Genomic DNA, 25,126 nt, shown 5'->3' with positions numbered 1-25,126 from the left:
CCAGATATCAGGATTTACTCAGCTTCTCTGACTTTTCCATGCATTTTGCCATCGCCTCGATGACGGCCGAACGGAACCCGCGCTCTTCCAGCACCCGCACCGCTTCGATGGTGGTACCGGCCGGGGAGCAGACCATATCCTTCAGTTCACCCGGGTGTTTACCGGTCTCCAGCACCATTTTGGCGGAGCCCATGACGGCCTGCGCGGCGAATTTATACGCCTGCGCGCGCGGCATGCCGCCAAGCACGGCGGCGTCCGCCATCGCTTCTAAAAACATGAAAACGTACGCGGGGGCTGAACCGCTCACGCCGACCACCGGATGGATCATGGATTCTGCAATCACTTCCGCCTCGCCGAAGCAGCGGAAAATGTTCAGCACGTCCGCCACCTCTTCTGAGGTCACCAGCGCGTTAGGGGTGACGGAGGTCATACCGGCGTTGACCAGTGAAGGGGTATTCGGCATTGCGCGGACGATTTTACGATCGTGGCCCAGCGCGCGCGCCAGCTGATCGAGCGTCACGCCTGCGGCAATCGACACGACCAGCGTCTCTTTGTTCAGGCTGGAGGTGATGTCGCTTAATACTTTGATCATGATGTTCGGCTTAACGGCACCAAAGACAATATCGGCAACCTGGGCTACCTCCTGCGCGCTTTCGGCGGCGTTGATCCCGTATTGATCGCGCAATGCGGCGACGTTCTCCGGTGACGGGGTATAGACCCAAATCTGACCCGGCAGAACCTGCCCGCTGGCGATCAGGCCGCCCAGGATGGCTTTGCCCATGTTACCGCAGCCGATAAACCCGATTTTCTTGTCCATCATGATTCTCCGTCATTATGCGTTGTTTTCTCTGATTGATAGCTTAACAACGAAATGCAGGCGACAATAGTCGGCAGAGTCATTATGGGGAGACAACATGGCGATTTGGGTTGATGCGGACGCGTGTCCGAATGTGATTAAAGAGATTTTATTCCGCGCCGCCGAGCGCGTTCAGATGCCGCTGACGCTGGTGGCGAACCAGAATATTCGCGTCCCGCCTTCGCGGTTCATCCGTTCTTTACGCGTGCCAGCCGGGTTCGACGTGGCGGATAATGAAATTGTTCGTCTGTGCTGCGCGGAGGATCTGGTCATCACCGCCGATATACCGCTGGCGGCGGAAGTGCTGGAGAAAGGGGCGGCGGCGCTCAATCCGCGCGGCGAGCGTTATTCGCCTTCAACCATCCGGGAAAAACTCACCATGCGTGATTTTATGGATACGATGCGGGCCAGCGGCGTGCAGACCGGTGGACCGGACAGCCTGTCCCAGCGCGATCGTCAGCAGTTTGCTGCCGAACTGGATAAATGGCTGCTGGAAGTGAAGCGCCGTACGGCGTAATGATAATTATTGTCAATATGTGGTACAGTGTGGCCTCCACAGGGTTGTCATCCCGTACCGCTTTGCAGTAAAGTAATCGACACATCTTCTGCAATTATTTCTTTACACTCTTCAGCCATTCGGCATCAAGGGGAACACCTGGCTATGACCCAACCCATCTTTTTAGTTGGCCCCCGCGGCTGTGGGAAAACCACCGTTGGCGTGGAACTGGCACGCGCGTGTCATCGTCAGTTTGTTGATACCGACCACTGGCTGCAGACCGAGGCCGGCAAAACCATCGCCGACATCGTGGAGCAAGAGGGATGGGAAAGCTTTCGCGCCCGCGAAACGGCCGCGCTGAAAGCGGTCACCACGCCGTCAGCCGTCATTGCGACGGGAGGCGGCATTGTTCTGGCCGAATGTAATCGTCACTTTATGCGCGAAAAAGGCATTGTGATCTATCTCTGCGCGCCGGTGGCGGCTCTGGTAGGGCGCCTTGAGGCATTTCCTGAAGAGGGACAACGCCCGGCGCTGACGTCACGACCGCTCAGCGAAGAGGTGAGCGAAGTGCTGGCCGAGCGTGATGCCCTTTATCGTGAAGCGGCGCACCATGTCGTGGATGCCTCTGCGGCCCCGGAAGATGTGGTAATTCAGATTATTACCGCCCTGCGTCTGGCGTGTGCCAGCTAACCGCCGTCTATACTGATAGCTCAGACATAAAAAAAGGATGAGCTATGCCAACCAGACCTCCCTATCCGCGCGAAGCACGTATCGTTACCGTTGAAAAAGGCAATGGCGGCCAGACCGTGACCTGGTACCAGCTGCGTGCCGATCACCCCAAGCCGGACTCGCTGATCAGTGAACATGAGACTGAACAGGAAGCGCTGGATGCCAAACGGCGCTACGAAGATCCCGAAAAGTCGTGAATGTTTTCCTAAACGCTCCAATACCGTGCCTGAATCACACTTTTTACTCATCGCAAATGTTAAGCAGGAGTTAATATTTAGTTATTACAGGTAGCTCCGTTACCGGCAGGCGATCTTTACATTTCGGGGCAGAGATCGCCTGCTACGCTTGGTGCTGTTTTGTTGAAAAAACGAACTGTACAGCGTAGTGAGCCTGTACCTGTGTACACGTTTTTGTAGTGATGGAAGGCGAAGAAGATGAAGGCAACGTTGGCGATCCTCACCATTGGTGTGGTCCCTGTAAGCGAAGTGTTACCGCTCTTAACCGAGCATGTATCTGAACAACAGATCACGCATCTCAGCCTGCTGGGTAAGATGAGTCGGGAAGAGGTCATGGAAGACTACGCTGTAGAGGCGGGGGAGGATCCCCTGGCGACGTTATTAAGCGACGGTAAACTGGCGCATGTTTCTCGACAGAAAATAGAGCGCTCGCTGCAGGCAGTAATAGAAGTACTCGATAATCAACAATATGACGTTATTTTGCTGATGAGCACCGCCCCCATTAAGGGACTCATCGCGCGCAATGCGATTTTGCTTGAGCCGATGCGCATTATTCCTCCTCTGGTGGCCTCCATTGTTGACGGGCATCAGGTGGGGGTAATTGTCCCCATTGAGGAGCTCATGGACAACCAGGAAGCAAAATGGCACGTGCTCGAAAAAACGCCCCTGTATGCCCTGGCAAACCCCTTCTGGGACAGCGAGGCTAAACTTATTGCTGCCGGGAAGGAGCTGCTGGAGAGAGGGGCAGATGTATTGATTCTGGACTGTCTTGGTTTCCACCAGCATCACCGGGATTTACTGCAAAAGGCGCTGGACGTGCCGGTGCTGTTGTCCAACGTTCTGATGGCTCGCCTGGCTTCAGAACTTCTGACGTAATGATTTTGCGTGACAGGTGATGAGCATGGCCCCTATAGTGAATTTTTATCTCTGAATATAAGGGCCAGTTCATGCTTCAAAGTAACGAATACTTTTCCGGTAAAGTGAAATCCATCGGTTTTACCAGCAGCAGCACTGGCCGCGCCAGTGTGGGCGTTATGGCCGAAGGGGAATACACCTTTGGCACGGCGGAAGCGGAAGAGATGACGGTGGTTAGCGGCGCGCTGAACGTCTTACTGCCGGGTGAAACGGAATGGAAAGTTTACGCTGCCGGGCAAGTTTTCAACGTCCCTGGCCACAGCGAATTTCATTTGCAGGTTGCTGAACCGACCTCTTATCTTTGCCGCTACCTGAAATAATCTTCTTTCCTCTCCCCTTTGGGGAGAGGATCAGTATGAAGGGAAATTATCTCTGCGCTTCGCCGCCGAGACCTTCCACCAGATTCTGAATTAACGCGGCCAGCTCGCCGGTCATCAGGATAAAGTCCGCGTCAAAGCGCTGGGCGTAATCTTCCCGGTCGATATCTTCGTTTTGATCGCGCAGCTCGTCGCAGAACTTCAGACGCTTCACGGAGCCGTCGTCGCACATCACGAACTGAATACGCTGCTGCCAGTCGAGCGCCAGTTTGGTGACCACTTTGCCCGCTTCAATGTGTACGGCGATCTCGTCGCTCACCAGATCCTGCTTTTTCGCGCGGATCACGCCGCCATCTTCCAGCAGGGCTTTCAGCTCGGCTTCGTCCAGGATCTGGAAACCTTGCGCCGCGGTACCGCTGCGGACCCACTCGGTCAGAGTCAGCTCAATCGGCGTTTCCAGCGCCAGCGGTACGACCGGTAAAGAGCCGATGCTTTTACGCAACAGGGCCAGCGTATCTTCCGCTTTTTTGGCGCTGGCGCAGTCCACCATGATCAGCCCGTTAACGGTATCGATCCACATCATCGTCTGGCTGAAGCGGCTGAAGGCGCGCGGCAGCAGAGAGTGCAGAACTTCATCTTTCAGCGAGTCTTTTTCGGTTTTTTTCAGCTTGCGGCCCTGCTCGGCTTCCAGCTTGAAAATTTTTGCTTCAAGCGCCTGCTTAACCACCGGCGTGGGCAGAATTTTCTCTTCTTTGCGGGCGCAGACGATGATTTGACCCGTGCTGCTGGCGTGGGTCAGTGCATCGCTTTGTGAACCCATTGGCGGAACCCAACCGGTTTTCGCCATATCCTGGCTACCGCAAGGGGAAAAGCTATAAGCGGCTAACTGTTTTTCCATCTCTTCTGCGCGCAGCGAAACGTCGCGGCTGAGACGGTAAACCATCAAATTTTTGAACCACAGCATGATAATTTCCACGGCCTTGTCGTTAAATCAGCGGGCATGATAACGAATTGTCGCATCGCTTGCATTGCTAATCGGGAAGCGTGCTTCTACTCTGTTGATAATCAAAATAATGAGGAGAGTCTTGTGCGTATTGGGATTGATTTGGGCGGCACCAAAACAGAAGTCATCGCACTGAGCGAGCAGGGGGAACAGCTTTTCCGCCACCGTCTGCCGACGCCGCGCGATGACTATCACCAGACGATCGAGACGATTGCCCAACTGGTTGAGATGGCCGAGCAGGCGACAGGGCAAACCGGCAGCGTCGGAATGGGGATCCCGGGGTCGATCTCGCCGTATACCGGGGTGGTAAAAAACGCCAACTCCACCTGGCTCAACGGTCAGCCGTTTGATAAAGATTTAAGCGCGCGCCTGAAACGGGAAGTGCGTCTGGCTAACGACGCCAACTGCCTGGCGGTCTCTGAGGCCATCGACGGTGCGGCAGCCGGGGCGCAGACCGTGTTTGCGGTGATTATCGGTACCGGCTGCGGCGCAGGCGTGGCCTTTGGTGGACGTTCACATATCGGCGGCAACGGCACGGCGGGCGAGTGGGGACACAATCCGCTGCCGTGGATGGATGAAGATGAACTCAAATACCGCGCTGAAGTGCCGTGCTACTGCGGCAAGCAGGGCTGTATTGAGACGTTTATCTCCGGCACCGGTTTTGCGACCGACTACCACCGCCTGAGCGGCCAGCCGCTCAAGGGGAACGAGATTATGCGTTTGGTGGAAGAACAGGATCCGGTGGCCGAACTGGCGCTCAGCCGCTACGAAATGCGTCTGGCGAAATCGCTGGCGCACGTGGTGAACATTCTCGATCCGGACGTGATTGTGCTCGGCGGCGGCATGAGCAACGTAGACCGGCTGTATGCCACGGTACCGAACCTGGTTAAGCAGTGGGTCTTCGGCGGCGAGTGCGAAACCCCGATCCGCAAAGCCGTCCACGGCGACTCCAGCGGCGTGCGCGGCGCGGCGTGGCTGTGGCCGGAATAGACGCAAAAAAGCAACGCAAGTTGCTGTTTTTGATGTTTTTACCCTCTCCCCGTGGGAGAGGGCCAGGGTGAGAGCACCAGACCGCACCATTCCACCATTCACCCCACCGCAAACTCCCTGTCCAGCCTGCTGTACCCCAGCCCGTTGATCTTCTTCACCTTGATCTGCACCGGAATACGCTCTTTCATCGCCTCGACGTGGCTAATCACCCCGATGGTTTTCCCGGTGGCGTTCAGCGCGTCGAGCGCATCCAGCGCGGTATCCAGCGTTTCACTGTCGAGCGTGCCGAACCCCTCATCGAGGAACAGGGAATCAATCCGCGTTTTGTGGCTTACCAGGTCAGAAAGCGCTAACGCCAGCGCCAGGCTGACCAGGAAGCTCTCGCCGCCGGAGAGCGTACGCGTATCGCGCACCGCATCGGCCTGCCAGGTGTCGACCACTTCCAGCTCCAGCGCCTCGCTGGCTTTGCGCTGCAGCAGATAACGCCCGTGCAGGCGGTTAAGCTGCTGGTTAGCCAGCCAGACCAGATTATCCAGCGTCAGCCCCTGCGCGAACTTGCGGAACTTGTCGCCGGTGCTGGAGCCGATCAGCGCGTTAAGATAGCCCCAGTCGTCGGCCTGGCGCGCGGCCTCTTCAATTTGCAGCGTTAACGCCTGCTGATGCTGGCGGTTATCGCTGTCCTGCTTAAGCTGCTGGCGGATCTCGCCCTGATGCGTGGTGTTGTCGCGAAGCCGTTGCGCCAGCTGCTGCAGCTGGCTTTGCAGGGTAGACGCATCCGCGTCAAGTTTTTCCGGGCGCAGCGCAAGGTGCGCCTGCAGCTGCTGATTAGCCTGGCCGGAAAGGGCCGCGGCCTGCTGTATCTGGTTTTCCAGCGACTGTTTCAGCTGTTCGAGGCGGCGAATAGCGTCGTCATCCAGCAGCGCGGCAAGGAACGCGTCCCGATCGGCAAAACAGCTTGCGAAGAGCGCCGCGGTGAACTGCGTCTGCGACTGCTGCAGGCGCTCGCGCTCCAGCGCTTCCTGCTGCTGCTGGGCGGCGAGCTGGCTTTGCAGCGACACGCATTCATTATGGACGTCGCGCCAGTCATCAGGAATGGCCGGTTCAGCCTCTTCGCCGTGTGTTTCAGGAAGCGTGTCGAGCAGCGGCTTCAGCGCGCCCACGCGTTCCTGAAGCACGCCGTGCTGCGTTTGCTTCTCCTGCCACTGGGCAAATTCCGCTTCGCGGGCGTGCAGCCAGTCGGCTTCATTGCCCTCTTCGGGAACGCTAAGCGAGAGCGCGAGCAGGGTATGTTCCAGCGCCTGGCGCGTTGCGGTGCGCTGCTGCTGATACTGGCGTTCCTGCGCTTCCTGATCGCTCAGCTGGTTTTGCAAGGTCAGACGCTGGCTGTGCTGATAAAGCTGACGCTCGTAGTGTTCCTGCTCGTTCATCCACGGCGCGATATCCTCCTGAATATTCAAGGCGATATTCAACGACGCGCAGGCCTCCTGCCACGCTTTAGTGAGCGCTTGCTCCTCCTGAGACAAGGCCTGCGCTTCGTCTGTCTCACGCTGGATCTGCTGAGCCAGGGCATTAACCTGTCCCAGCACCAGCAGGCCTTCCTCTTTAAGCGCGGCGACCTCTTTTTCGAGCGCATCACGGCGACGCTGGTTGTCCGTCAGCTCAAGCGACCGGTAGGTCTCCACGGCAGGATGCTCGTGGGAGCCGCACAGCGGGCAGGGTTTGCCTGCCTCAAGCTGTGAGCGATAGCTTTCCAGATCTTTAATCGTCGCTTCACGTTCGCACAGGGCTTTCAGATCCAGATAGTGCTGATGTTTCTCTTTATACTGCTGGCGGCGCAGCGCCAGGGTTTCATTGAGCTTGCTCTGCTCCGCCTGGGCTTTCTGCACGCTTTCACCGTTCTGGCTCAGGCGCTTTTGCAGCGGCTGATAGCGGGCATGCAGCGACGTCAGCTGCTGGCGCAGCGTGCGGGACCGGGACTGCTGCTCCATGGCCGCGCTGACCTCATCCGCCGTCAGCGTCAGCGTATTTTCCGGCATCTCAGCCAGCTTCCGACGAAGCTCAGTCATCCGCGCAGCAAGCGCGGCGAGCTGACTTTTGTCGCGGTTGAGCTGTGAAAACTGGGCGCGCCAGCCGGCAATTTCCTGGCCCAGCAGGCGATAACGCTCTTTCTCCGCCAGCCACTGCGCCAGCGCCGTCAGTTCGGCCTGTAGCCGCTCATGGGTACGCAGGGCGGTATTGCGGATCCGCGCGCGCAGTGCGGTTTTGGCCAGTAAGCGAGTATTTACTTCGTTAATTCGCTGCTGGGTTTGCGTCAGACGTGCGGTTTGCTCCTGCTGATGCTCCCAGAGCGGACGGAGCTGGGCGGCGGGCTGGGCAAGCTGGAGTTTTGCCAGTTCCGGCGCCGCGTTCGCCTGCGCCTGTTGCGCCTGCTGCTGCAGGGCGGTAACGCGCTGCTGCTCCCGCAAGAGCTCGTCATGGCGCGTAAGCCACTGAAAATCTTTCTGTTGGCTTTGCTGCTGGGCCAGCAGGGTTTTCTCTTCGTCAGTAAGTGCCTGCAAACTTTGCTGCAACTGCTGCTGCTGTTCTTCGCTGAGCAGCACGACACCCGCCGCCTGCGCCTCGCATTTTTCCAGCACGCTGCGGGCGGCTTTGTGTTTCTCAAACACCATCGCGGAAATCTGGCCGTAGATTTCGGTGCCGGTCAGCTCTTCCAGCAGTTCTGCGCGGTCGGCCGGTTTGGCATTCAGGAAGGCGGCAAATTGCCCCTGCGAGAGCAGCATTGAGCGGGTAAAACGGCCGTAGTCCAGCCCGGTGAGCGCCGCGGTTTGCTCCAGCTTATCCGAGACCTTGTCGGCCAGAATCTTGCCGTCCTCGCAGCGGGCCAGCTCCACGCGCGGTGCCTGCAAGTTCCCGTCCGGCTGGTTGCGCGCCCGGTTCTGGCTCCAGAAGGCGCGATAGGCGACGCCTTTCACCTCAAACTCCACTTCCGCCAGGCACTCGGCGGTATCGCGCGTCATCAGGTCGTTTTGCGCCTGAGAGACCTTATTCAGGCGCGGCGTTTCGTGGTAGAGCGCCAGACAGATGGCGTCGAGCAGGGTGGTTTTACCCGCGCCGGTTGCGCCGGTGATGGCAAACAGGCCGTTGCTGGCAAAAGGCTCCGCGGTGAAGTCAATTTTCCACTCGCCCTTAAGGGAGTTGAGATTTTTCAGGCGCAGGCTCAGAATTTTCATGCGTTTTCTTCCTCGTCATTGAGGGCGTGCAGGGTATGGCTGAACAGCTCGTTGAGCCTGACGCGCTTCGCATCATCGATCTCTTCCTGCGACAGGCGGCGTTCAAATACCTCCTCTACCCGCAGTTCGCTGAGCGTTTCGCGCTGGGCGCCGAGCAGAATTTTCTCGCGCTGCTCGCGGCTGCGGCGCACCAGCAACACCTCTACCGGCAACTCTTCGGTCAGCGCCTGAATTTTCCGCTGCATATCGTGCAGGTAATCATCGGTGGTGATTTCAATATCCAGCCAGACGGGCGGGTTAAGCTCCGCGCCGCGCCACTGCTCAAGCTGTTCCGTAATCGCGGCAAGATCGCCCTTCAGCACCGCCAGCGGCTGGGTGACCGGCACTTCCAGCGTCTCGACGGCGCTGAGTTTGCCCTCATCAAAGCTCACCAGATGCACGGACTTGGCTTTGCCGGTTTCATCGAAGCTGAGCGAAATAGGGGAACCGCAGTAGCGGATATGCTCGCAGCCCCCGATGACCTGGGCGCGGTGAATGTGCCCGAGCGCGATGTAGTCCGCGGGCGGGAAGTTTTGCGCGGGAAAGGCGTCCAGCGTGCCGATATAGATCTCGCGAACCGCGTCACTTTTGCTGGCCCCGACGGTGGTGAGGTGCCCGGTGGCAATGACCGGAATGGCCTGTTCACCGCGCAGGGTGCAGGCTTCCGCGTGCTGCTGGTGATAATAGTCGGTGATGGCCTGTAATAAATGCTGCTGCTTTTCCGCGCCCGACAGTCCCGCCTGGCTTTGCACGATGTCCCGCGGGCGTAAAAAGGGAATCGGACATAGTACCGCGCCCGGCGACCCGTCGCGTTTTTTCAGGATCTGCGGCGCGTGCCCGGCGCTGGCGACAACGGTGGTATTGAGAAACGCCAGGATGTCGCGGGATTCATTGAGCGTGGCGACGGAGTCATGGTTACCGGCGACAATCACCAGATGACAGCCGGTCTGCTGCAGGTTCACCACGAAGCGGTTATACAGTTCGCGCGCATAGCTCGGCGGCGAACCGGTATCGAAAATGTCACCCGCCACAATAATGGCATCCACCTCGTGCGCCTGGGCCGTTTCCAGAAGCCAGTTCAGAAACGCTTCATGCTCAGCCGCACGGCTTTTGCTGTAAAAATTTTGACCCAGATGCCAGTCCGAGGTGTGAAGTATGCGCATAGGAGATCCGTGGCGAAAAACGATGCGGGCGATTATAAACTGTCAGGGAGAGGAAAATAACCGCTGTAATAAAACAACAGTTTGCCATTTATAGTGGTACTGTTTTTCATAAATCTGTCATAAATCTGACGCATAATGGCGCCGCATTACAAACTTGTAACTTAAATAAGATAAGACAGGGCAAAGTATGGCGAGACGTATTCTGGTCGTAGAAGATGAAGCTCCAATTCGTGAAATGGTGTGCTTCGTGCTCGAACAAAATGGCTTCCAGCCGGTTGAAGCGGAAGATTATGACAGCGCGGTGAACCAGCTGAATGAACCCTGGCCCGATCTGATTCTGCTTGACTGGATGTTGCCCGGCGGCTCCGGACTGCAGTTTATCAAACACCTGAAGCGTGAAGCGCTGACCCGCGACATCCCGGTTGTGATGCTCACGGCGCGCGGAGAGGAAGAGGATCGCGTGCGCGGTCTGGAGACCGGCGCGGACGATTACATTACCAAGCCTTTCTCCCCGAAAGAGCTGGTTGCCCGCATTAAGGCCGTCATGCGTCGTATTTCGCCGATGGCGGTGGAAGAGGTGATTGAGATGCAGGGCCTGAGCCTTGATCCAACGTCACACCGCGTGATGACCGGCGAAAATCCCCTCGACATGGGGCCTACCGAATTTAAACTCCTGCACTTCTTTATGACCCATCCGGAACGCGTTTACAGCCGCGAGCAGTTGCTGAATAACGTCTGGGGAACTAACGTGTATGTCGAAGACCGGACGGTTGACGTACATATCCGCCGCCTGCGAAAAGCGCTGGAACTGAGCGGCCACGATCGCATGGTACAGACGGTCCGCGGCACGGGTTATCGTTTCTCGACCCGTTTCTGAACAATGACAGGAGTGTGACGCGTGCTGGAACGTCTGTCATGGAAAAGGCTCGTCTTTGAACTGATCTTATGCTGTATTCCGGCCCTCCTTCTGGGGGCCATTATTGGGCACCTGCCGTGGTTTCTGCTGGCGGCGGTTACCGGGCTGTTAGTCTGGCATTTCTGGAACCTGCTTCGTCTCTCCTGGTGGCTGTGGGTTGACCGCAGTATGACGCCGCCGCCGGGAAGCGGCAGTTGGGAGCCGCTGCTGTACGGCCTGCACCAGATGCAGATGCGTAATAAAAAGCGCCGTCGCGAGCTGGGAAGCCTGATCAAACGCTTTCGCAGCGGCGCAGAGTCGCTGCCGGATGCGGTGATCCTGACGACAGAAGAAGGAACTATTTTCTGGTGTAACGGGCTTGCGCAACAGCTGCTGGGCCTGCGCTGGCCGGACGATAATGGTCAGAACATCCTCAACCTTCTGCGCTATCCCGAGTTCACGCTGTATCTGAAAAAGCGTGATTTCACCCGTCCCCACAATCTGAAGCTGAATAACGGTCGCCATCTGGAAATCCGCGTGATGCCCTACAGCGATCGCCAGTGGCTGATGGTGGCGCGCGACGTGACCCAGATGCACCAGCTGGAAGGGGCGCGTCGTAACTTCTTCGCCAACGTCAGCCACGAGCTACGCACCCCGTTGACCGTGCTGCAGGGCTACCTGGAGATGATGCAGGAGCAAACCCTGGAAGGCGCGCCGCGTGAAAAAGCGCTGCACACGATGCGCGAGCAAACGCACCGCATGGAAGGGCTGGTGAAGCAGCTGCTGACGCTGTCGAAGATTGAAGCGGCGCCGTCGCTTGCGCTGAATGACACCATTGATGTGCCCATGATGCTGCGCGTCGTCGAGCGTGAAGCGCAGACGTTAAGCCATAAAAAACATCAGCTGACCTTTGACGTCGACAATACGCTGAAGGTGCTGGGCAGCGAGGATGAACTGCGTAGCGCCATCTCCAACCTGGTGTACAACGCGGTAAACCATACGCCGGAAGGGACGGATATCGTGGTGCGCTGGCAGCATACGCCGGCAGGCGCCGAGTTTAGCGTTGAGGATAACGGGCCGGGGATCGCCCCGGAGCATATTCCGCGCCTGACCGAGCGCTTCTACCGGGTGGATAAAGCGCGATCGCGGCAGACGGGGGGGAGCGGCCTGGGGCTGGCGATTGTGAAACACGCGGTGAATCACCATGAAAGCCGTCTTGATATCCAGAGTACCCTGGGTAAGGGAACCCGCTTCAGTTTCGTTATCCCGGAACGATTAATTGCCAAAAAGAGCGCCTGACGGCAGGCGTGTCATTTTACCTTTCCACGGGTCAGCCATCGCTGGCCCGTTTGCTTTGCAGTCAAGCGAAACGCGTGTGAATTTTATACGGCTGGCTGTTTTTTGTTCGCATGATTAGCCATGGGTTTTTCCTATAATTAGCGCATTGTTCTGGTGTGCGTTTTCATACTGGCATATTGTTCTGGTTTTGCGATCCCTCCTTGCCTTTAAACGTTATAAGCGTTTAAATTGCCCCCCAGATACTGTCAGACCGACTGTATTTGCGTGGTAAATCGAAAAACTATTCTTCTCCACGCCAGGACGGGAGCATTTCCCGCTGAAATTGAGCAAATTTTCGGCTGTATCGTCCCGTCAGGGAAATCGAAAATCTCAACGTTTTCAACACCACATCCACAGGCAGTAAGGTTTTATGACCCATCACTTAAAATCGCGTGACATTATCGCGCTGGGCTTTATGACATTTGCGCTGTTCGTTGGCGCAGGCAACATCATTTTCCCTCCAATGGTTGGCTTACAGGCGGGTGAACACGTCTGGACCGCCGCGTTTGGTTTCCTGATTACTGCCGTGGGTCTGCCGGTACTGACCGTTATCGCGCTGGCGAAAGTCGGTGGCGGCGTGGATAGCCTCAGCACCCCGATTGGCAAAGTGGCTGGCGTTCTGCTGGCAACCGTCTGCTATCTGGCCGTTGGTCCGCTGTTTGCCACCCCGCGTACCGCGACCGTTTCCTTCGAAGTGGGCATCGCCCCGCTGACCGGCGACGGCGCGATGCCGCTGTTCATCTACAGCCTGATTTATTTCGCCATCGTGATTCTGGTTTCCCTCTATCCGGGCAAGCTGCTGGACACGGTCGGTAACTTCCTGGCGCCGCTGAAAATTGTGGCGCTGATCGTGCTGGCCGTGGCGGCTATCATCTGGCCAGCCGGCCCGATTAGCGACGCGATGGATGCCTATAAAAACGCCGCGTTCTCTAACGGCTTTGTGAACGGCTACCTGACGATGGATACGCTGGGCGCGATGGTGTTTGGTATCGTTATCGTTAACGCCGCGCGTTCCCGCGGCGTGACCGAAGCGCGCCTGCTGACCCGCTATACCATCTGGGCTGGCCTGATGGCCGGTGTGGGCCTGACGCTGCTGTATCTGGCGCTGTTCCGCCTGGGCTCCGATAGCGCGATGCTGGTCGATCAGAACGCGAACGGTGCGGCTATCCTCCACGCTTACGTTCAGCACACCTTCGGCGGTGCGGGCAGCATGCTGCTGGCGGCGCTGATCTTCCTGGCGTGTCTGGTAACCGCGGTTGGCCTGACCTGCGCCTGTGCAGAGTTCTTTGCGCAGTATCTGCCGCTCTCTTACCGTACCCTGGTGTTTATCCTCGGCATCTTCTCCATGGCGGTGTCTAACCTCGGTCTGAGCCACCTGATTCAGGTCTCTATTCCGGTGCTGACGGCGATCTATCCGCCGTGCATCGTGCTGGTGGTGCTGAGCTTCACCCGTCCGTGGTGGCATAACTCCTCACGAATTATTGCGCCAGCCATGTTTATCAGCCTGATTTTTGGTATCCTTGACGGGATTAAAGCATCAGCGTTCGCTGAAATTCTGCCAGCCTGGACACAGCGTCTGCCGCTGTCCGAGCAGGGCCTGGCCTGGCTGATGCCTACCGTTGTTGCACTGGTTCTGGCGGTTATCTGGGATCGTGCTGCAGGGCGTCAGGTCGCATCGAACGCTCATTAATCAACGGCAACAAACTGTTTAACCACGGGGCTTAAGGCCCCGTGGTTTTTTGTTTTTTTCGTGTTGAATGGCAAGATTTAAATGGAAAGCACTAACAAACTTAAACGTGGATTGAGCACGCGCCACATCCGCTTTATGGCGCTGGGCTCTGCTATCGGCACCGGCCTTTTTTATGGCTCGGCAGATGCCATCAAAATGGCCGGTCCAAGCGTTCTGCTGGCGTACATCATCGGCGGCGTGGCGGCGTATATCATCATGCGCGCCCTCGGCGAAATGTCGGTTCACAACCCGTCTGCCAGCTCCTTCTCCCGCTACGCGCAGGAAAACCTCGGCCCGCTGGCCGGGTTTATCACCGGCTGGACCTACTGCTTTGAAATTTTGATTGTGGCGATTGCCGACGTAACCGCATTCGGCATCTACATGGGCGTCTGGTTCCCGGCGGTGCCGCACTGGATCTGGGTGCTGAGCGTGGTGTTGCTCATTTGCGCCGTCAACCTGATGAGCGTGAAGGTGTTCGGCGAGCTGGAGTTCTGGTTCTCCTTCTTCAAGGTCGCGACCATCATCATCATGATTGTGGCCGGTTTCGGGATCATCATTTGGGGGATTGGCAACGGCGGCCAGCCGACCGGCATCCATAACCTCTGGAGCAACGGCGGCTTCTTCAGCAACGGCTGGCTCGGGATGGTCATGTCGCTGCAGATGGTGATGTTCGCCTACGGCGGCATCGAGATTATCGGTATCACCGCCGGGGAAGCGAAAGATCCGGAGAAGTCCATTCCGCGCGCCATCAACTCGGTACCGATGCGTATTCTGGTGTTCTACGTGGGGACGCTGTTCGTGATTATGTCCATCTACCCGTGGAACCAGGTGGGCACTAACGGTAGCCCGTTTGTCCTGACCTTCCAGCATATGGGCATTGCCTTTGCTGCCAGCATTCTGAACTTTGTGGTGCTAACCGCGTCGCTTTCCGCGATCAACAGTGACGTCTTTGGCGTGGGGCGCATGCTGCACGGCATGGCGGAGCAGGGCAGCGCGCCGAAGGTGTTCGCCAAAACTTCACGCCGCGGCACGCCGTGGGTGACGGTGGTGGTGATGACCGTGGCGCTGCTGTTCTCGGTTTACCTGAACTACATCATGCCGGAGAACGTCTTCCTGGTGATTGCGTCCCTGGCGACCTTCGCGACCGTGTGGGTGTGGATCATGATCCTGCTGTCGCAGATTGCCTTCCGCCGCCGTCTGTCGCCGGATGAGGCGAAAGCGCTGAAGTTTAAAGTGCCGGGCGGGGTGGCGACGACCGTGGTCGGGCTGATCTTCCTGGTGTTTATCATTGGCCTGATTGGCTACCACCCGGATACCCGCATTTCCCTGTACGTGGGCTGCGCGTGGATCGTTCTGCTGCTGATCGGCTGGGTGTTTAAGTGCCGCCGCGACCGCCAGCTGGCGGAAGCGCAGTAATATCCATTTTCCCTCTCCCCGTGGGAGAGGGCTAGGGTGAGGGCATCAGGCCGCACTGATGCCTCCTCCCCCGTCCTCCTCCCCCAATAAATCACGTCATGGTGAGCTATCCTTAACCACCCTGTGGCAAGGTGACGTCAATTTCATCAGAGGGGATTCGTGATGTTAAACGCCTGGCACCTTCCGGTTGCCCCATTTGTTAAGCAAAACAAAGACAACCTTGTGATTACGCTCTGGCTGGCGGGGGAAAATCAGCCGGAACGCGTGACGCTCCGCGCCGAAATTGATAACGAAGAAACCGGGCTGAAAATGCACAAGCTGCGCAGCCAGCCTCAGCCGGGGATTACGGCGTGGCGGGCGAATATCGATTTGTGCAGCGGGCAGCCGCGCCGCCGTTACAGCTTTAAGCTTTTGTGGAATAACCGCCAGCTGTGGTTTACCCCGCAGGGGTTTAGCCGTTTCCCTCCCGCGCGGCTGGAGCAGTTTGCCGTGGATTATCCGGATAACGGCCCGCAGTGGGTTAACGATCGGGTCTTTTACCAGATTTTCCCGGACCGCTTTGCGCGCAGCGAAAAACGCACCGCCGACCAGGACACGGTCTATTACCATCATGCCGCCGGTCACGACATCATCCTGAAAAAATGGGATGAACCGGTGACGGCGCAGGCGGGCGGCTCGACGTTCTACGGCGGCGATCTCGACGGCATCAGCGAAAAGCTGCCGTACCTGAAAAAGCTCGGCGTGACGGCGCTGTACCTCAACCCGGTGTTTAAAGCCCCGAGCGTACATAAATACGATACCCAGGATTATCGTCACGTTGATGAGCAGTTTGGCGGCGACGAGGCGCTGCTGCGCCTGCGTGAGAACACGCAAAAGGAGGGGATGCGCCTGATCCTGGACGGCGTGTTCAACCACAGCGGCGATTCGCACGCGTGGTTTGACCGTCATAACCAGTCGATGGGCGGGGCGTGCCATAATCCGGACTCCCCGCAGCGCGACTGGTACAGCTTTAACGAGGAGGGGCGCGCGCTGGACTGGCTGGGCTACCCAAGCCTGCCTAAACTGGATTTCCAGTCGCCAACACTCGTGAATGAAATCTACGGCGGCGAAGACAGCATCGTCCGCCACTGGCTGAAGGCGCCGTGGAATATGGACGGCTGGCGTCTGGACGTGGTGCATATGCTCGGTGAAGCGGGCGGGGCGCGAAATAACCTTCAGCACGTGGCCGGGATCGCGCGTTCGGCGAAAGCGGCCCAGCCGGAGGCGTTTGTCTTTGGCGAACATTTTGGCGACGCGCGCCAGTGGCTGCAGAACGATGCCGAAGATGCGGCGATGAACTATCGCGGCTTTACCTTCCCGCTGTGGGGATTCCTGGCTAACACCGATATCTCCTACGATCCGAACCATATTGACGCCGAAACCTGCGCAGCGTGGATGGATAACTATCGCGCTGGCCTGTCGCATCAGCAGCAGCTGCGGATGTTTAACCAGCTCGATAGCCACGACACCGCGCGCTTTAAATCCCTGCTCGGCAAGGATGTGGCGCGTCTGCCGCTGGCGGTCACCTGGCTCTTCACCTGGCCGGGCGTGCCGTGCATTTACTACGGAGACGAAGTGGGGCTGGACGGCAACAACGATCCGTTCTGCCGCAAAACCTTCCCGTGGGAGGCAGAGAAACAGGACAAGGTGTTGTTTAGCCTGTACCAGCGGCTGGCGAAACTGCGCAAGCAGAGTCTCGCCCTGCGCTACGGCGGCTGCCAGGTGGCGTACGCCCACGATAACGTGGTGGTCTTTGTCCGCGTCTATAACCAGCAGCGTGTGCTGGTGGCGATTAACCGGGGCGAGGCCTGCGAAGTGGTGCTGGATGATTCGCCGCTGCTTAAGGTGGCGAAGTGGACGAACAAAGAGGGCAAGGCGACGATACAGAATGGCGTGCTGGCGCTGCCTGCGGTATCCGCGACGGTCTGGCTCGGCAGCTAATGCGCTAATGTTTCCACCTTTTAAGATGGCGCAAATGCAACGATTTGTGTCAATCTTAACGGATCGTTTACGGTGAAGGTGGAAACATGGACGAGCTTTACATCCTTGGCTGTTTATTCCTGGTTTTTGCGCTGCTGGTTGCGCCCGTGCTTGCGGTTATCGGGTTTAATCGAAGCACGGCGGCGCAGCAGGAGATCGCCCGGCTACGCCAGCGCATTGAGGCGCTTGAGCAGCGCGGTGCGGCTGAGATGGCGCCGGAGCCAGAACAGGTGCAAGCGGCCACTCAGGCGGTTGAGGCCGCGCCGGTGGCTGAGGACGCGCCCGCGCCTGTCGATCCCTGGCGTCCCGACATTCCCACAGCCGAGGCAAAACCCGCTCCGGCCTCTGCGCCTGCGGCTAAACAGCCTTCTGCCTTTGGCGGCATTGTGACGTCGCTGGCGCGCTGGTTTATGCAGGGCAATCCGCTCGCGAAGCTTGGCATTCTGCTGCTCTTCCTCGGCCTCTCTTTCCTGCTGCGCTATACCGTTGAACACTCCCTGTTCCCGCTTGAGCTGCGCCTGGTGGCGACGGCGCTGTTTGCCATCGTGCTGCTGGCGGTTGGGTGGCGGCTGCGGCACAAGCAGCCTATCTACGCGCTTATCTTACAGGGCGGGGCGACGGGCATTCTTTACCTGACGGTCTTCGGCGCCTTCCGGCTCTGGCAGATGCTGCCGATAACGCTGGCCTTTGCGCTGCTGGTGGTGATTTGCGCTGCGAGCGTTGGGCTGGCCGTCCTGCAAAAGGCGCTGAGCCTTGCCATGCTGGCAAGCCTCGGCGGATACCTTGCGCCGCTGCTGCTATCTACCGGGGGCGGCAGCTTTGTGGCGCTGTTCTCCTTCTATCTCCTGCTTTCCATCGGCATTCTCGCCATCAGCATCTGGCAGCACTGGCGCGAGCTTAACCTGCTCGGGCTGCTCTTTACCTTTGGCGTGGGCGGCCTGTGGGGGCTGAGTGATTACCAGCCTGAAGACTATTGGATCTGTCAGCTGTTCCTGATTGCCAATACGCTGATATTCGGCGTGCTGAGCGTGGCGCTGTCGCTGCGGGCGCAGGAGAAAGGGAAGCAGATTATTGACGGCGTGCTGCTGTTTGCCCCGCCGCTGATAGGCTTCGGGATGCAGTACGGCATGACCCGGCACTGGGAATATGGCCCGGCCCTGAGCGCGCTGGGGTACGGGGCATTTTATCTTGCCCTCGCGTTCCTTGCGCTGCGCCGCTATCCGTCCATCGGGCGGCCGCTGGTGATGGCGGCGCTGGCTATCGGCGGAGGGTTTGCCACGCTTGCGATTCCGCTGGCGCTCTCTGCGCGCTGGACGGCAATGGCCTGGGCGCTGGAGGGGCTGGGCATCCTCTGGCTGGGCATGCAGCAGAACCAGCGGCGCATGAGCTATAGCGGGACGGCGCTGCTGGTGCTGGCGCTCGGCAGCGCGCTGTGGGCGCAGATGAACGGCGTGACCTCACTGAGCCTGCTGCTTATCTTCGCCATCCTCAGCCTTTGCTGGCTGGCTGCGGCCTGGCTGTGGCGTAACATCTTTCTGCCGGTTAGCTGGGCGCTGCTCGCAGGCGGGCTGCTGTTCTGGCTCGTGGCGCTATTTGGCGCGTCGCGGCTGGTGTTGAAGCAGGAACTGCCTGTTCTGGCAGGCGTGCTGGTGCTGACGGCGGCGTCGGTCTGGGGCTGGCGGCAGGCTGCCGCTCGTCTGGCGTGGCGGGAGCTGGATGCCTGCAAATGGCTGCTGTGGCCGCTGATGCTGGTGATGGTGGGCTATCAGCTCTCGCACCAGCAGATGTTTGCCGCCGGCTGGTCAAATCTGGCCTGGGGTATTGCGCTTCCTGCCGCGCTGATGCTGCTGCGGCGCGACGGCGCCCGTTTAGCGCCGCGCGTCTCCGGGGGGCTGCATCTGTCGCTGTTCTGGATGATTTTGCTGGCGCTGGCGGCGGAGCTTTACTGGTTTGCCCGGTCGCTGCCGTGGGGCATGGCGGCCTGGGGCAGCGGGCTGGCGATGGCCGCAGGCGGCGGGGTGATTATGGCGCTCTCTGCGGCGGTACGCCGTCGCGGGTGGCCGTTCCGGGAGTGGCCCGCGCTTTACGCGTGCATAGCACCGATCCCCGCGATCGCGGCGCTGCTGGTATTGCTGGTGGTGACCAATTTCCAGGACGGCGTGGTTTATCATCAGACCTGGCTGCCGCTGGTGAACCCGCTTGAGGAAGGCGCGGCGTTCGCGCTGCTGGGGCTGGTGGTCTTTTACCGGGCGGTGGATCGCTACTACCCGGCATGGCTTGCGCAGGCCCGTCCGTGGCCTGCCGTCGCGATTATGGCGTTTGGCTTCTGGTGGCTTAACGGCGCGCTGTTGCGCGCCCTGGCCTGGTACGGCGACGTGGCCTGGAATACGGCGTCGCTGTGGGATTCGCGGCTGATCCAGACCGCGTTTGCCCTGTTCTGGATGCTGAGCGCGCTGGTGATCATGGTCCACGCCACCCGCCGGGCTTCCCGTCAGGAGTGGCTTGGCGGCGCCGCGCTGCTGGGTGTGGTGATGGTTAAACTGATGCTGGTGGACAGCGCCGGCGGAGGCGGTCTGTCGCGCGCGGTGGCGTTTATCGGCGTGGCAATACTGGTGCTGATCGTGGGGTATTTCTCGCCGCTGCCGCCCAAAACAGGAGATGAAAAATGAAATGGATGAAAGCGGTAGTCTGTACCGCGCTGCTGGCGCTTGCAGGCCCGGCGCTCTGCGACGAGGTACAAACGGAATCGCCCCGGGACTATGCCTTTGGCCGCTCGCTGGATACGTCTGTTCCTTCCCAGTGGTATCGGGTGATGCTGCCGCTGGCCGTCTATGCGCAAAGCACGTCGCCGGATCTGCATGATGTCCGCGTCTTTAACCAGTCGGGCGAACCGGTTCCCTTCAGCCTGGTCAGCGCGACGCGCCCGCAGGCGACAGCGCAATCCACGGCGCTGCGCCTCTTTCCTCTGGACGCCTCATCGCTTGCGCCTGCGCGAGGGGATGGGGAGAGCGATAAGATCCTGCTCCGTTCCGGAAACGGCGTCGAGATTGTGCTGGAGGGGCAAAAAGCCGCTGCAGCCGGGCAGCATTACCTGCTGACCCTGCCGGAGCAGGCTACGGGTGAGGTGGCTTTGTCCCAGCTGCAGCTGCTCTGGAATACCCCTCAGACGCCGTGGCAGGGAACGGCGTCGGTCTATTACAGCGACGATCTTAAGCGCTGGTATAGCCTGCGTGAGGATATGCCGCTGCTGGACGTGGCGAGCGGACAGGATCGTCTTAAGCTCGACAGGATCGATACCGATATCGTTTTGTCTCCCGATACGAATCGCTATCTCCTGGTCGTGCTGAATGCCCAGAGCCAGGGGGTGACCTTAACCGGCGTTAACGCGATCAGCGCCCCTGCGAGGGCGGCGCCGGACGCGATCGATCTTGAAGGGGTAGGGGAGCAGCTATCGACAAGCGAAGCGCAGTGGCGCTGGGCGCGTCCGCAGCCGCTGAGCGCTGTCAGCATCTCACTGAACGGCGACGGCGTCCTTCCCGTCGAGATAGCGTGGCGGAGTTCGGATAAAGACACATGGCACCCCCTGAAAAAAGAGGTTCTTTACCGTCTGGAGGGGAAAACGTCTCCACCGGTTTCGCTTAACGGGGGCCTGGTGCAGGCGGTGAAGATCGCGACGCTGAATGCGCGTCTGCCGGAATACCTGCCGAGCGTCACCGGGCATCGTGACCGCTATGACCTGGTGTTCAACGCGCAGGGGAAAGCGCCGTACGTGCTTGCCTGGGGCAATGGCGCTGCAAAGCCTGCCAGCGTGGAGCCTGACATGCTGATACCAGCCGATCTGCGCAAAACCTATGAGATGGCGAACCTGCCGCAGGCCGACATTCTGGATGATGTCGCGTTAGGCGGCGAGGGGCGTCTGACCGCGACCTCTGCGTCCGAGCGGGAGAGCCGGATGAACGCGCTGCTGGTGTGGGGCGTGCTGATTGCGGGCGTAATTCTGCTGGTGGGCATGGCCTGGCGCATCTGGCGAGAGACGCAGCGTAAGGCATAACAAAAGGCCCGCATCAGCGGGCCTCTTTCGTAAACCGTGCCGATTACAGGCTGGATACGTTCTCGGACAGGTATTTAGCTACGCCGTCTGGGGAAGCAGCCATACCTTCTTTACCTTTTTCCCACTGAGCCGGGCACACTTCGCCGTGCTCTTCGTGGAACTGCAGCGCGTCAACCATGCGCAGCATTTCGTCGATGTTACGACCCAGCGGCAGATCGTTCACAACCTGGTGACGAACGATGCCGTTTGCGTCGATCAGGAAGGAACCGCGCAGCGCAACGCCAGCGTCCGGATGTTCGATACCGTAAGCCTGCTGGATTTCGCGTTTGATGTCCGCAACCATTGCGTATTTCACCGCACCGATGCCGCCGTTTTCGACAGGGGTGTTACGCCATGCGTTGTGTACAAATTCAGAGTCGAAGGAGACGCCAACCACTTCCACGCCACGCTTCTGAAATTCTTCATAACGTTTGTCGAACGCGATCAGCTCAGACGGGCAAACGAAAGTGAAGTCCATTGGCCAGAAGAACAGAACAGTCGCTTTACCGTTGGTGTGCTGTTTGAAGTTGAAGTTTTCAACGATTTCACCGTTGCCCAGAACTGCTGCAGCTGTAAAATCCGGAGCCGGACGAGTTACCAGAACCATATGATTCTCCTGTAGATACTAAGGTTATTTGGAACGCAACGCGAGCCAGTATAGAGAGTGTTCATGGATAAGACAAAGAGGTGGCGACAATCGTTCCGCCAGCTTTTACCTATCAATGTGAATTCTGTTACAGCTGTTTGTTTTTCGCCTGCACCATCATGCGCGGATAAAACTGCCAGAATTGGTTCTCCAGCGCATCGTAATGTTCATCCAGGTCATACCAGGAGTCGCGCAGCGCGTCCAGCCGCGGGCGGCGGCTCGCCATGCCATTTAAGACATTCTGGATAAAGTCCATCTCGCGATAGCGCTCCAGCCAGCGCTCCGACCACAGGTAGTTATTCAGATTCACAAAGCGCGGCGGCGAGTCGGGCAGAATTATCGACACCTGCTGGCGGGCGTAGCGCACAAACGCCGGCAACGGCATCTCCGGCGAGAGCTGTTCCCAGTGGCGAGACAGGAAGTGGTCCCACATCACGTCGAGCGTGATCGGCGCAACGCGGCGCGTTTCAGGGCGAAACCACGCTTTTGCTTCCGTCACCTCCGGCAGGTTATCGGTAATGACATCAATGCGGCGGTGCATAAAAATCCCGTCGACAACCTCGGGGGAATACGCTTCAGCGGGGTTGCCGCGCACGAAATCGGCCAGCAAATTGCCGGAAAGGGAGCTGTCAGCGAGGTGTGCCAGATGCAGGTGAGCGAGAAAATTCATGCGTTTTATTTGTCCAGTGGCGGCTAGTTGTTGCAGCAAAAGGGTGTGAGCACTAGACTATGCCGCCTGTTTTTAAGTCACGAGTATACGTCATGCGCGTCGCCGATTTCTCCTTTGAACTACCTGAATCCCTGATTGCTCACTATCCCATGCCTGAGCGCAGCAGCTGTCGCTTACTGTCACTGGATGGGCCAACGGGCGAGCTGACGCACGGTACTTTCACCGATTTGCTCGACAAGCTCAACCCTGGCGATCTGCTGGTCTTTAACAATACCCGCGTGATCCCGGCGCGCCTGTTTGGCCGTAAGGCCAGCGGCGGCAAGATTGAAGTGCTGGTTGAACGTATGCTCGATGATAAACGTATTCTGGCACATATTCGCGCCTCTAAGGCACCGAAGCCGGGCGCGGAGCTGCTGCTGGGCGATGACGAAAGCATCAAGGCGACTATGACCGCGCGCCACGACGCGCTGTTTGAGGTGGCGTTCGACGACGAGCGCACGGTGCTCGACATCCTGAACGCCATCGGCCACATGCCGCTGCCGCCGTACATTGAGCGCCCGGACGAAGAGGCCGACCGCGAGCTGTACCAGACCGTCTACAGCCAAAAGCCTGGCGCGGTCGCGGCGCCAACCGCAGGCCTGCACTTTGATGAACCGCTGCTGGAAAAACTGCGCGCGAAGGGCGTGGAGATGGCGTTTGTGACGCTGCACGTCGGCGCGGGCACCTTCCAGCCGGTGCGCGTGGACAGCATTGAAGACCACATCATGCACTCCGAGTATGCCGAAGTGCCGCAGGATGTGGTAGACGCGGTGCTGGCGGCAAAAGCACGCGGTAGCCGCGTCGTGGCCGTCGGTACGACGTCCGTGCGCTCACTGGAGAGCGCCGCGCAGGCGGCGAAAAACGGTCTTATCGAGCCGTTCTTTGGCGATACGCAGATCTTTATCTACCCGGGCTATCAGTACAAAGTGATTGACGCGCTGGTGACCAACTTCCATCTGCCTGAATCGACGCTGATTATGCTGGTTTCCGCGTTTGCGGGTTATCAGCATACGATGAATGCCTACAAGTCTGCGGTAGAACAAAAATATCGCTTTTTTAGCTACGGGGACGCGATGTTTATCACGTACAATCCGCTGGCTTTGAATGAGCGTGTCGGGGAATAAGTCCGCGGCACCGTTTTACAACGTTGGACTGTTTTTCTGACGTCGGAGAAAAAATGAAATTTGAACTCGATACCACCGATGGCCGCGCGCGTCGCGGTCGCCTGGTGTTTGATCGCGGCGTGGTGGAAACCCCCGCGTTTATGCCTGTGGGCACGTACGGCACCGTAAAAGGGATGACGCCGGAAGAAGTTGAAGCCACTGGCGCACAGATTATCCTCGGCAACACCTTCCACCTGTGGCTGCGTCCGGGTCAGGAGATCATGAAGCTCCACGGCGATCTGCACGATTTTATGCAGTGGAAAGGACCGATCCTGACCGACTCCGGCGGCTTCCAGGTCTTCAGCCTGGGCGATATCCGCAAGATCACCGAGCAGGGCGTACACTTCCGTAACCCGATCAACGGCGATCCGATTTTCCTCGATCCAGAAAAGTCGATGGAGATTCAGTACGATCTCGGCTCTGACATCGTGATGATCTTCGACGAATGTACGCCATACCCGGCAGACTGGGACTACGCGAAACGCTCTATGGAGATGTCTCTGCGCTGGGCGAAGCGCAGCCGCGACCGTTTTGACTCCCTGCAGAACAAAAATGCGCTGTTTGGCATCATTCAGGGCAGCGTTTACGAAGATTTACGCGATATCTCTGTTAAAGGTCTGGTAGAGATAGGCTTTGATGGCTACGCTGTCGGCGGTTTGGCTGTGGGTGAGCCGAAGGAAGACATGCACCGCATTCTGGAGCACGTCTGCCCGCAAATCCCGGCGGATAAACCACGATACCTGATGGGTGTGGGTAAACCCGAAGATCTGGTGGAAGGCGTACGTCGCGGCATTGATATGTTCGACTGCGTGATGCCAACCCGCAACGCGCGTAACGGCCATCTGTTCGTTACCGATGGCGTGGTGAAAATCCGTAACGCGAAGCATAAGAGTGACACCAGCCCGCTCGATTCCGAGTGCGATTGCTATACCTGTCGCAATTATTCTCGCGCGTATCTGCATCATCTCGATCGCTGTAACGAGATTTTGGGCGCGCGTCTCAATACGATTCATAATCTTCGCTACTATCAGCGCTTAATGTCTGGTTTACGCAAGGCTATCGAAGAGGGTAAATTAGAGAGCTTCGTGACCGATTTTTACCAACGTCAGGGGCGGGATGTTCCACCGTTGAACGTTGATTAATATTA

The 25,126-nt window shown here is 58.5% G+C and carries 21 protein-coding genes; 15 read left to right on the top strand and 6 right to left on the bottom strand.

Going from position 1 to position 25,126, the window contains the following annotated elements; translation table 11 throughout:
• Positions 1-7: 7 nt before the first annotated feature.
• The gene (gene proC / locus UTO39_RS13440; protein ID WP_151413377.1) at positions 8-817 is read right to left on the bottom strand and encodes a pyrroline-5-carboxylate reductase; all 810 of its coding nucleotides are present in this window, start codon (positions 815-817) and stop codon (positions 8-10) included.
• A gap of 97 nt (positions 818-914) precedes the next feature.
• Between proC and UTO39_RS13435 the strand changes: the two genes are divergently transcribed.
• The 5 genes from UTO39_RS13435 to ppnP all read left to right on the top strand — a co-directional run bounded on the left by UTO39_RS13435 (position 915) and on the right by ppnP (position 3,552).
• A complete protein-coding gene (locus tag UTO39_RS13435) occupies positions 915-1,373 on the top strand; it encodes a YaiI/YqxD family protein (protein ID WP_151413372.1) in 459 nt (152 codons plus the stop codon).
• Between the two features lie 144 nt (positions 1,374-1,517).
• The gene (aroL, locus tag UTO39_RS13430; protein ID WP_028012127.1) at positions 1,518-2,042 is read left to right on the top strand and encodes a shikimate kinase AroL; all 525 of its coding nucleotides are present in this window, start codon (positions 1,518-1,520) and stop codon (positions 2,040-2,042) included.
• A 44-nt stretch (positions 2,043-2,086) separates the two neighbouring features.
• Positions 2,087-2,278: a protein YaiA gene (yaiA, locus tag UTO39_RS13425; RefSeq protein ID WP_320727367.1), complete on the top strand. Its 192-nt coding sequence runs from the start codon at positions 2,087-2,089 to the stop codon at positions 2,276-2,278.
• A gap of 237 nt (positions 2,279-2,515) precedes the next feature.
• Complete coding sequence (locus UTO39_RS13420) at positions 2,516-3,193, top strand: AroM family protein (protein WP_028012129.1); 678 nt, start codon at positions 2,516-2,518, stop codon at positions 3,191-3,193.
• Positions 3,194-3,264: 71 nt separating this feature from the next.
• Positions 3,265-3,552 carry a pyrimidine/purine nucleoside phosphorylase gene (gene ppnP, locus UTO39_RS13415; protein ID WP_008503270.1) on the top strand — a complete coding sequence of 96 codons (288 nt, stop codon included), beginning with the start codon at positions 3,265-3,267 and terminating at the stop codon, positions 3,550-3,552.
• Positions 3,553-3,598: 46 nt separating this feature from the next.
• Here the strand turns inward: ppnP and rdgC are convergent, their stop codons facing one another.
• On the bottom strand, positions 3,599-4,513 hold the full coding sequence (gene rdgC / locus UTO39_RS13410) for a recombination-associated protein RdgC (protein ID WP_014882739.1): 915 nt from the start codon (positions 4,511-4,513) through the stop codon (positions 3,599-3,601).
• Positions 4,514-4,636: 123 nt separating this feature from the next.
• Here rdgC and mak point away from each other — a divergent pair, with 123 nt between their 5' ends.
• Positions 4,637-5,542 carry a fructokinase gene (gene mak, locus UTO39_RS13405; protein WP_061099066.1) on the top strand — a complete coding sequence of 302 codons (906 nt, stop codon included), beginning with the start codon at positions 4,637-4,639 and terminating at the stop codon, positions 5,540-5,542.
• Positions 5,543-5,640: 98 nt separating this feature from the next.
• Here the strand turns inward: mak and sbcC are convergent, their stop codons facing one another.
• Positions 5,641-8,772 (bottom strand): exonuclease subunit SbcC, encoded by a 3,132-nt coding sequence (gene sbcC, locus UTO39_RS13400; RefSeq protein ID WP_320727366.1) that lies wholly within the window; start codon positions 8,770-8,772, stop codon positions 5,641-5,643.
• Positions 8,769-9,974, bottom strand: a complete 1,206-nt coding sequence (gene sbcD, locus UTO39_RS13395; protein ID WP_320727365.1) for an exonuclease subunit SbcD — start codon at positions 9,972-9,974, stop codon at positions 8,769-8,771. Before sbcD ends, sbcC begins: the two co-directional genes overlap by 4 nt.
• A gap of 187 nt (positions 9,975-10,161) precedes the next feature.
• Between sbcD and phoB the strand changes: the two genes are divergently transcribed.
• From phoB to UTO39_RS13360, 7 genes are all read left to right on the top strand, one after another.
• Positions 10,162-10,851, top strand: coding sequence for a phosphate response regulator transcription factor PhoB (phoB, locus tag UTO39_RS13390; RefSeq protein ID WP_008503265.1), 690 nt, complete (start codon positions 10,162-10,164; stop codon positions 10,849-10,851).
• Between the two features lie 21 nt (positions 10,852-10,872).
• Positions 10,873-12,168, top strand: coding sequence for a phosphate regulon sensor histidine kinase PhoR (phoR, locus tag UTO39_RS13385; protein WP_253540899.1), 1,296 nt, complete (start codon positions 10,873-10,875; stop codon positions 12,166-12,168).
• 409 nt (positions 12,169-12,577) lie between these two features.
• A complete protein-coding gene (gene brnQ / locus UTO39_RS13380) occupies positions 12,578-13,897 on the top strand; it encodes a branched-chain amino acid transporter carrier protein BrnQ (RefSeq protein WP_061099062.1) in 1,320 nt (439 codons plus the stop codon).
• An 81-nt stretch (positions 13,898-13,978) separates the two neighbouring features.
• Positions 13,979-15,352 (top strand): proline-specific permease ProY, encoded by a 1,374-nt coding sequence (gene proY, locus UTO39_RS13375; RefSeq protein WP_028012135.1) that lies wholly within the window; start codon positions 13,979-13,981, stop codon positions 15,350-15,352.
• A gap of 162 nt (positions 15,353-15,514) precedes the next feature.
• Positions 15,515-17,332: a maltodextrin glucosidase gene (gene malZ, locus UTO39_RS13370; protein ID WP_320727364.1), complete on the top strand. Its 1,818-nt coding sequence runs from the start codon at positions 15,515-15,517 to the stop codon at positions 17,330-17,332.
• 86 nt (positions 17,333-17,418) lie between these two features.
• Positions 17,419-20,040, top strand: coding sequence for a DUF2339 domain-containing protein (locus UTO39_RS13365; protein ID WP_320727363.1), 2,622 nt, complete (start codon positions 17,419-17,421; stop codon positions 20,038-20,040).
• Positions 20,037-21,422 (top strand): DUF3999 domain-containing protein, encoded by a 1,386-nt coding sequence (locus UTO39_RS13360; RefSeq protein ID WP_320727362.1) that lies wholly within the window; start codon positions 20,037-20,039, stop codon positions 21,420-21,422. The genes UTO39_RS13365 and UTO39_RS13360 overlap by 4 nt, the downstream gene beginning before the upstream one ends.
• 43 nt (positions 21,423-21,465) lie before the next feature.
• On the opposite strand, the gene UTO39_RS13355 is transcribed toward UTO39_RS13360, so the two are convergent.
• Positions 21,466-22,068, bottom strand: coding sequence for a peroxiredoxin C (locus tag UTO39_RS13355; protein ID WP_003859113.1), 603 nt, complete (start codon positions 22,066-22,068; stop codon positions 21,466-21,468).
• Between the two features lie 127 nt (positions 22,069-22,195).
• Entirely contained in the window at positions 22,196-22,777 is a 582-nt protein-coding gene (gene acpH / locus UTO39_RS13350) for an ACP phosphodiesterase (protein ID WP_320727361.1), read from the bottom strand.
• Positions 22,778-22,869: 92 nt separating this feature from the next.
• Between acpH and queA the strand changes: the two genes are divergently transcribed.
• Complete coding sequence (gene queA, locus UTO39_RS13345; RefSeq protein ID WP_028012140.1) at positions 22,870-23,940, top strand: tRNA preQ1(34) S-adenosylmethionine ribosyltransferase-isomerase QueA; 1,071 nt, start codon at positions 22,870-22,872, stop codon at positions 23,938-23,940.
• A 53-nt stretch (positions 23,941-23,993) separates the two neighbouring features.
• Complete coding sequence (gene tgt / locus UTO39_RS13340) at positions 23,994-25,121, top strand: tRNA guanosine(34) transglycosylase Tgt (protein WP_045259930.1); 1,128 nt, start codon at positions 23,994-23,996, stop codon at positions 25,119-25,121.
• The last annotated feature ends 5 nt before the right edge of the window (positions 25,122-25,126 follow it).

The organism is Enterobacter sp. 118C5, from assembly GCF_034107645.1.
Classification (GTDB): Bacteria; Pseudomonadota; Gammaproteobacteria; order Enterobacterales; family Enterobacteriaceae; genus Enterobacter; species Enterobacter nematophilus.
Note: the sequence above shows the minus strand (reverse complement) of the source record. Positions and strands in the feature narration are given on the sequence as shown.

Bases quoted from the DNA above. Each gene is read 5' to 3' on its own strand.
- proY (WP_028012135.1), top strand. From the start codon at position 13,979: ATGGAAAGCACTAACAAACTTAAACGTGGATTGAGCACGCGCCACATC.
- sbcD (WP_320727365.1), bottom strand. From the start codon at position 9,974: ATGCGCATACTTCACACCTCGGACTGGCATCTGGGTCAAAATTTTTAC.
- UTO39_RS13365 (WP_320727363.1), top strand. From the start codon at position 17,419: ATGGACGAGCTTTACATCCTTGGCTGTTTATTCCTGGTTTTTGCGCTG.
- acpH (WP_320727361.1), bottom strand. From the start codon at position 22,777: ATGAATTTTCTCGCTCACCTGCATCTGGCACACCTCGCTGACAGCTCC.
- UTO39_RS13360 (WP_320727362.1), top strand. From the start codon at position 20,037: ATGAAATGGATGAAAGCGGTAGTCTGTACCGCGCTGCTGGCGCTTGCA.
- UTO39_RS13435 (WP_151413372.1), top strand. From the start codon at position 915: ATGGCGATTTGGGTTGATGCGGACGCGTGTCCGAATGTGATTAAAGAG.
- UTO39_RS13355 (WP_003859113.1), bottom strand. From the start codon at position 22,068: ATGGTTCTGGTAACTCGTCCGGCTCCGGATTTTACAGCTGCAGCAGTT.
- proC (WP_151413377.1), bottom strand. From the start codon at position 817: ATGGACAAGAAAATCGGGTTTATCGGCTGCGGTAACATGGGCAAAGCC.
- phoB (WP_008503265.1), top strand. From the start codon at position 10,162: ATGGCGAGACGTATTCTGGTCGTAGAAGATGAAGCTCCAATTCGTGAA.
- rdgC (WP_014882739.1), bottom strand. From the start codon at position 4,513: ATGCTGTGGTTCAAAAATTTGATGGTTTACCGTCTCAGCCGCGACGTT.
- queA (WP_028012140.1), top strand. From the start codon at position 22,870: ATGCGCGTCGCCGATTTCTCCTTTGAACTACCTGAATCCCTGATTGCT.
- tgt (WP_045259930.1), top strand. From the start codon at position 23,994: ATGAAATTTGAACTCGATACCACCGATGGCCGCGCGCGTCGCGGTCGC.
- yaiA (WP_320727367.1), top strand. From the start codon at position 2,087: ATGCCAACCAGACCTCCCTATCCGCGCGAAGCACGTATCGTTACCGTT.
- UTO39_RS13420 (WP_028012129.1), top strand. From the start codon at position 2,516: ATGAAGGCAACGTTGGCGATCCTCACCATTGGTGTGGTCCCTGTAAGC.
- malZ (WP_320727364.1), top strand. From the start codon at position 15,515: ATGTTAAACGCCTGGCACCTTCCGGTTGCCCCATTTGTTAAGCAAAAC.
- aroL (WP_028012127.1), top strand. From the start codon at position 1,518: ATGACCCAACCCATCTTTTTAGTTGGCCCCCGCGGCTGTGGGAAAACC.
- ppnP (WP_008503270.1), top strand. From the start codon at position 3,265: ATGCTTCAAAGTAACGAATACTTTTCCGGTAAAGTGAAATCCATCGGT.
- brnQ (WP_061099062.1), top strand. From the start codon at position 12,578: ATGACCCATCACTTAAAATCGCGTGACATTATCGCGCTGGGCTTTATG.
- sbcC (WP_320727366.1), bottom strand. From the start codon at position 8,772: ATGAAAATTCTGAGCCTGCGCCTGAAAAATCTCAACTCCCTTAAGGGC.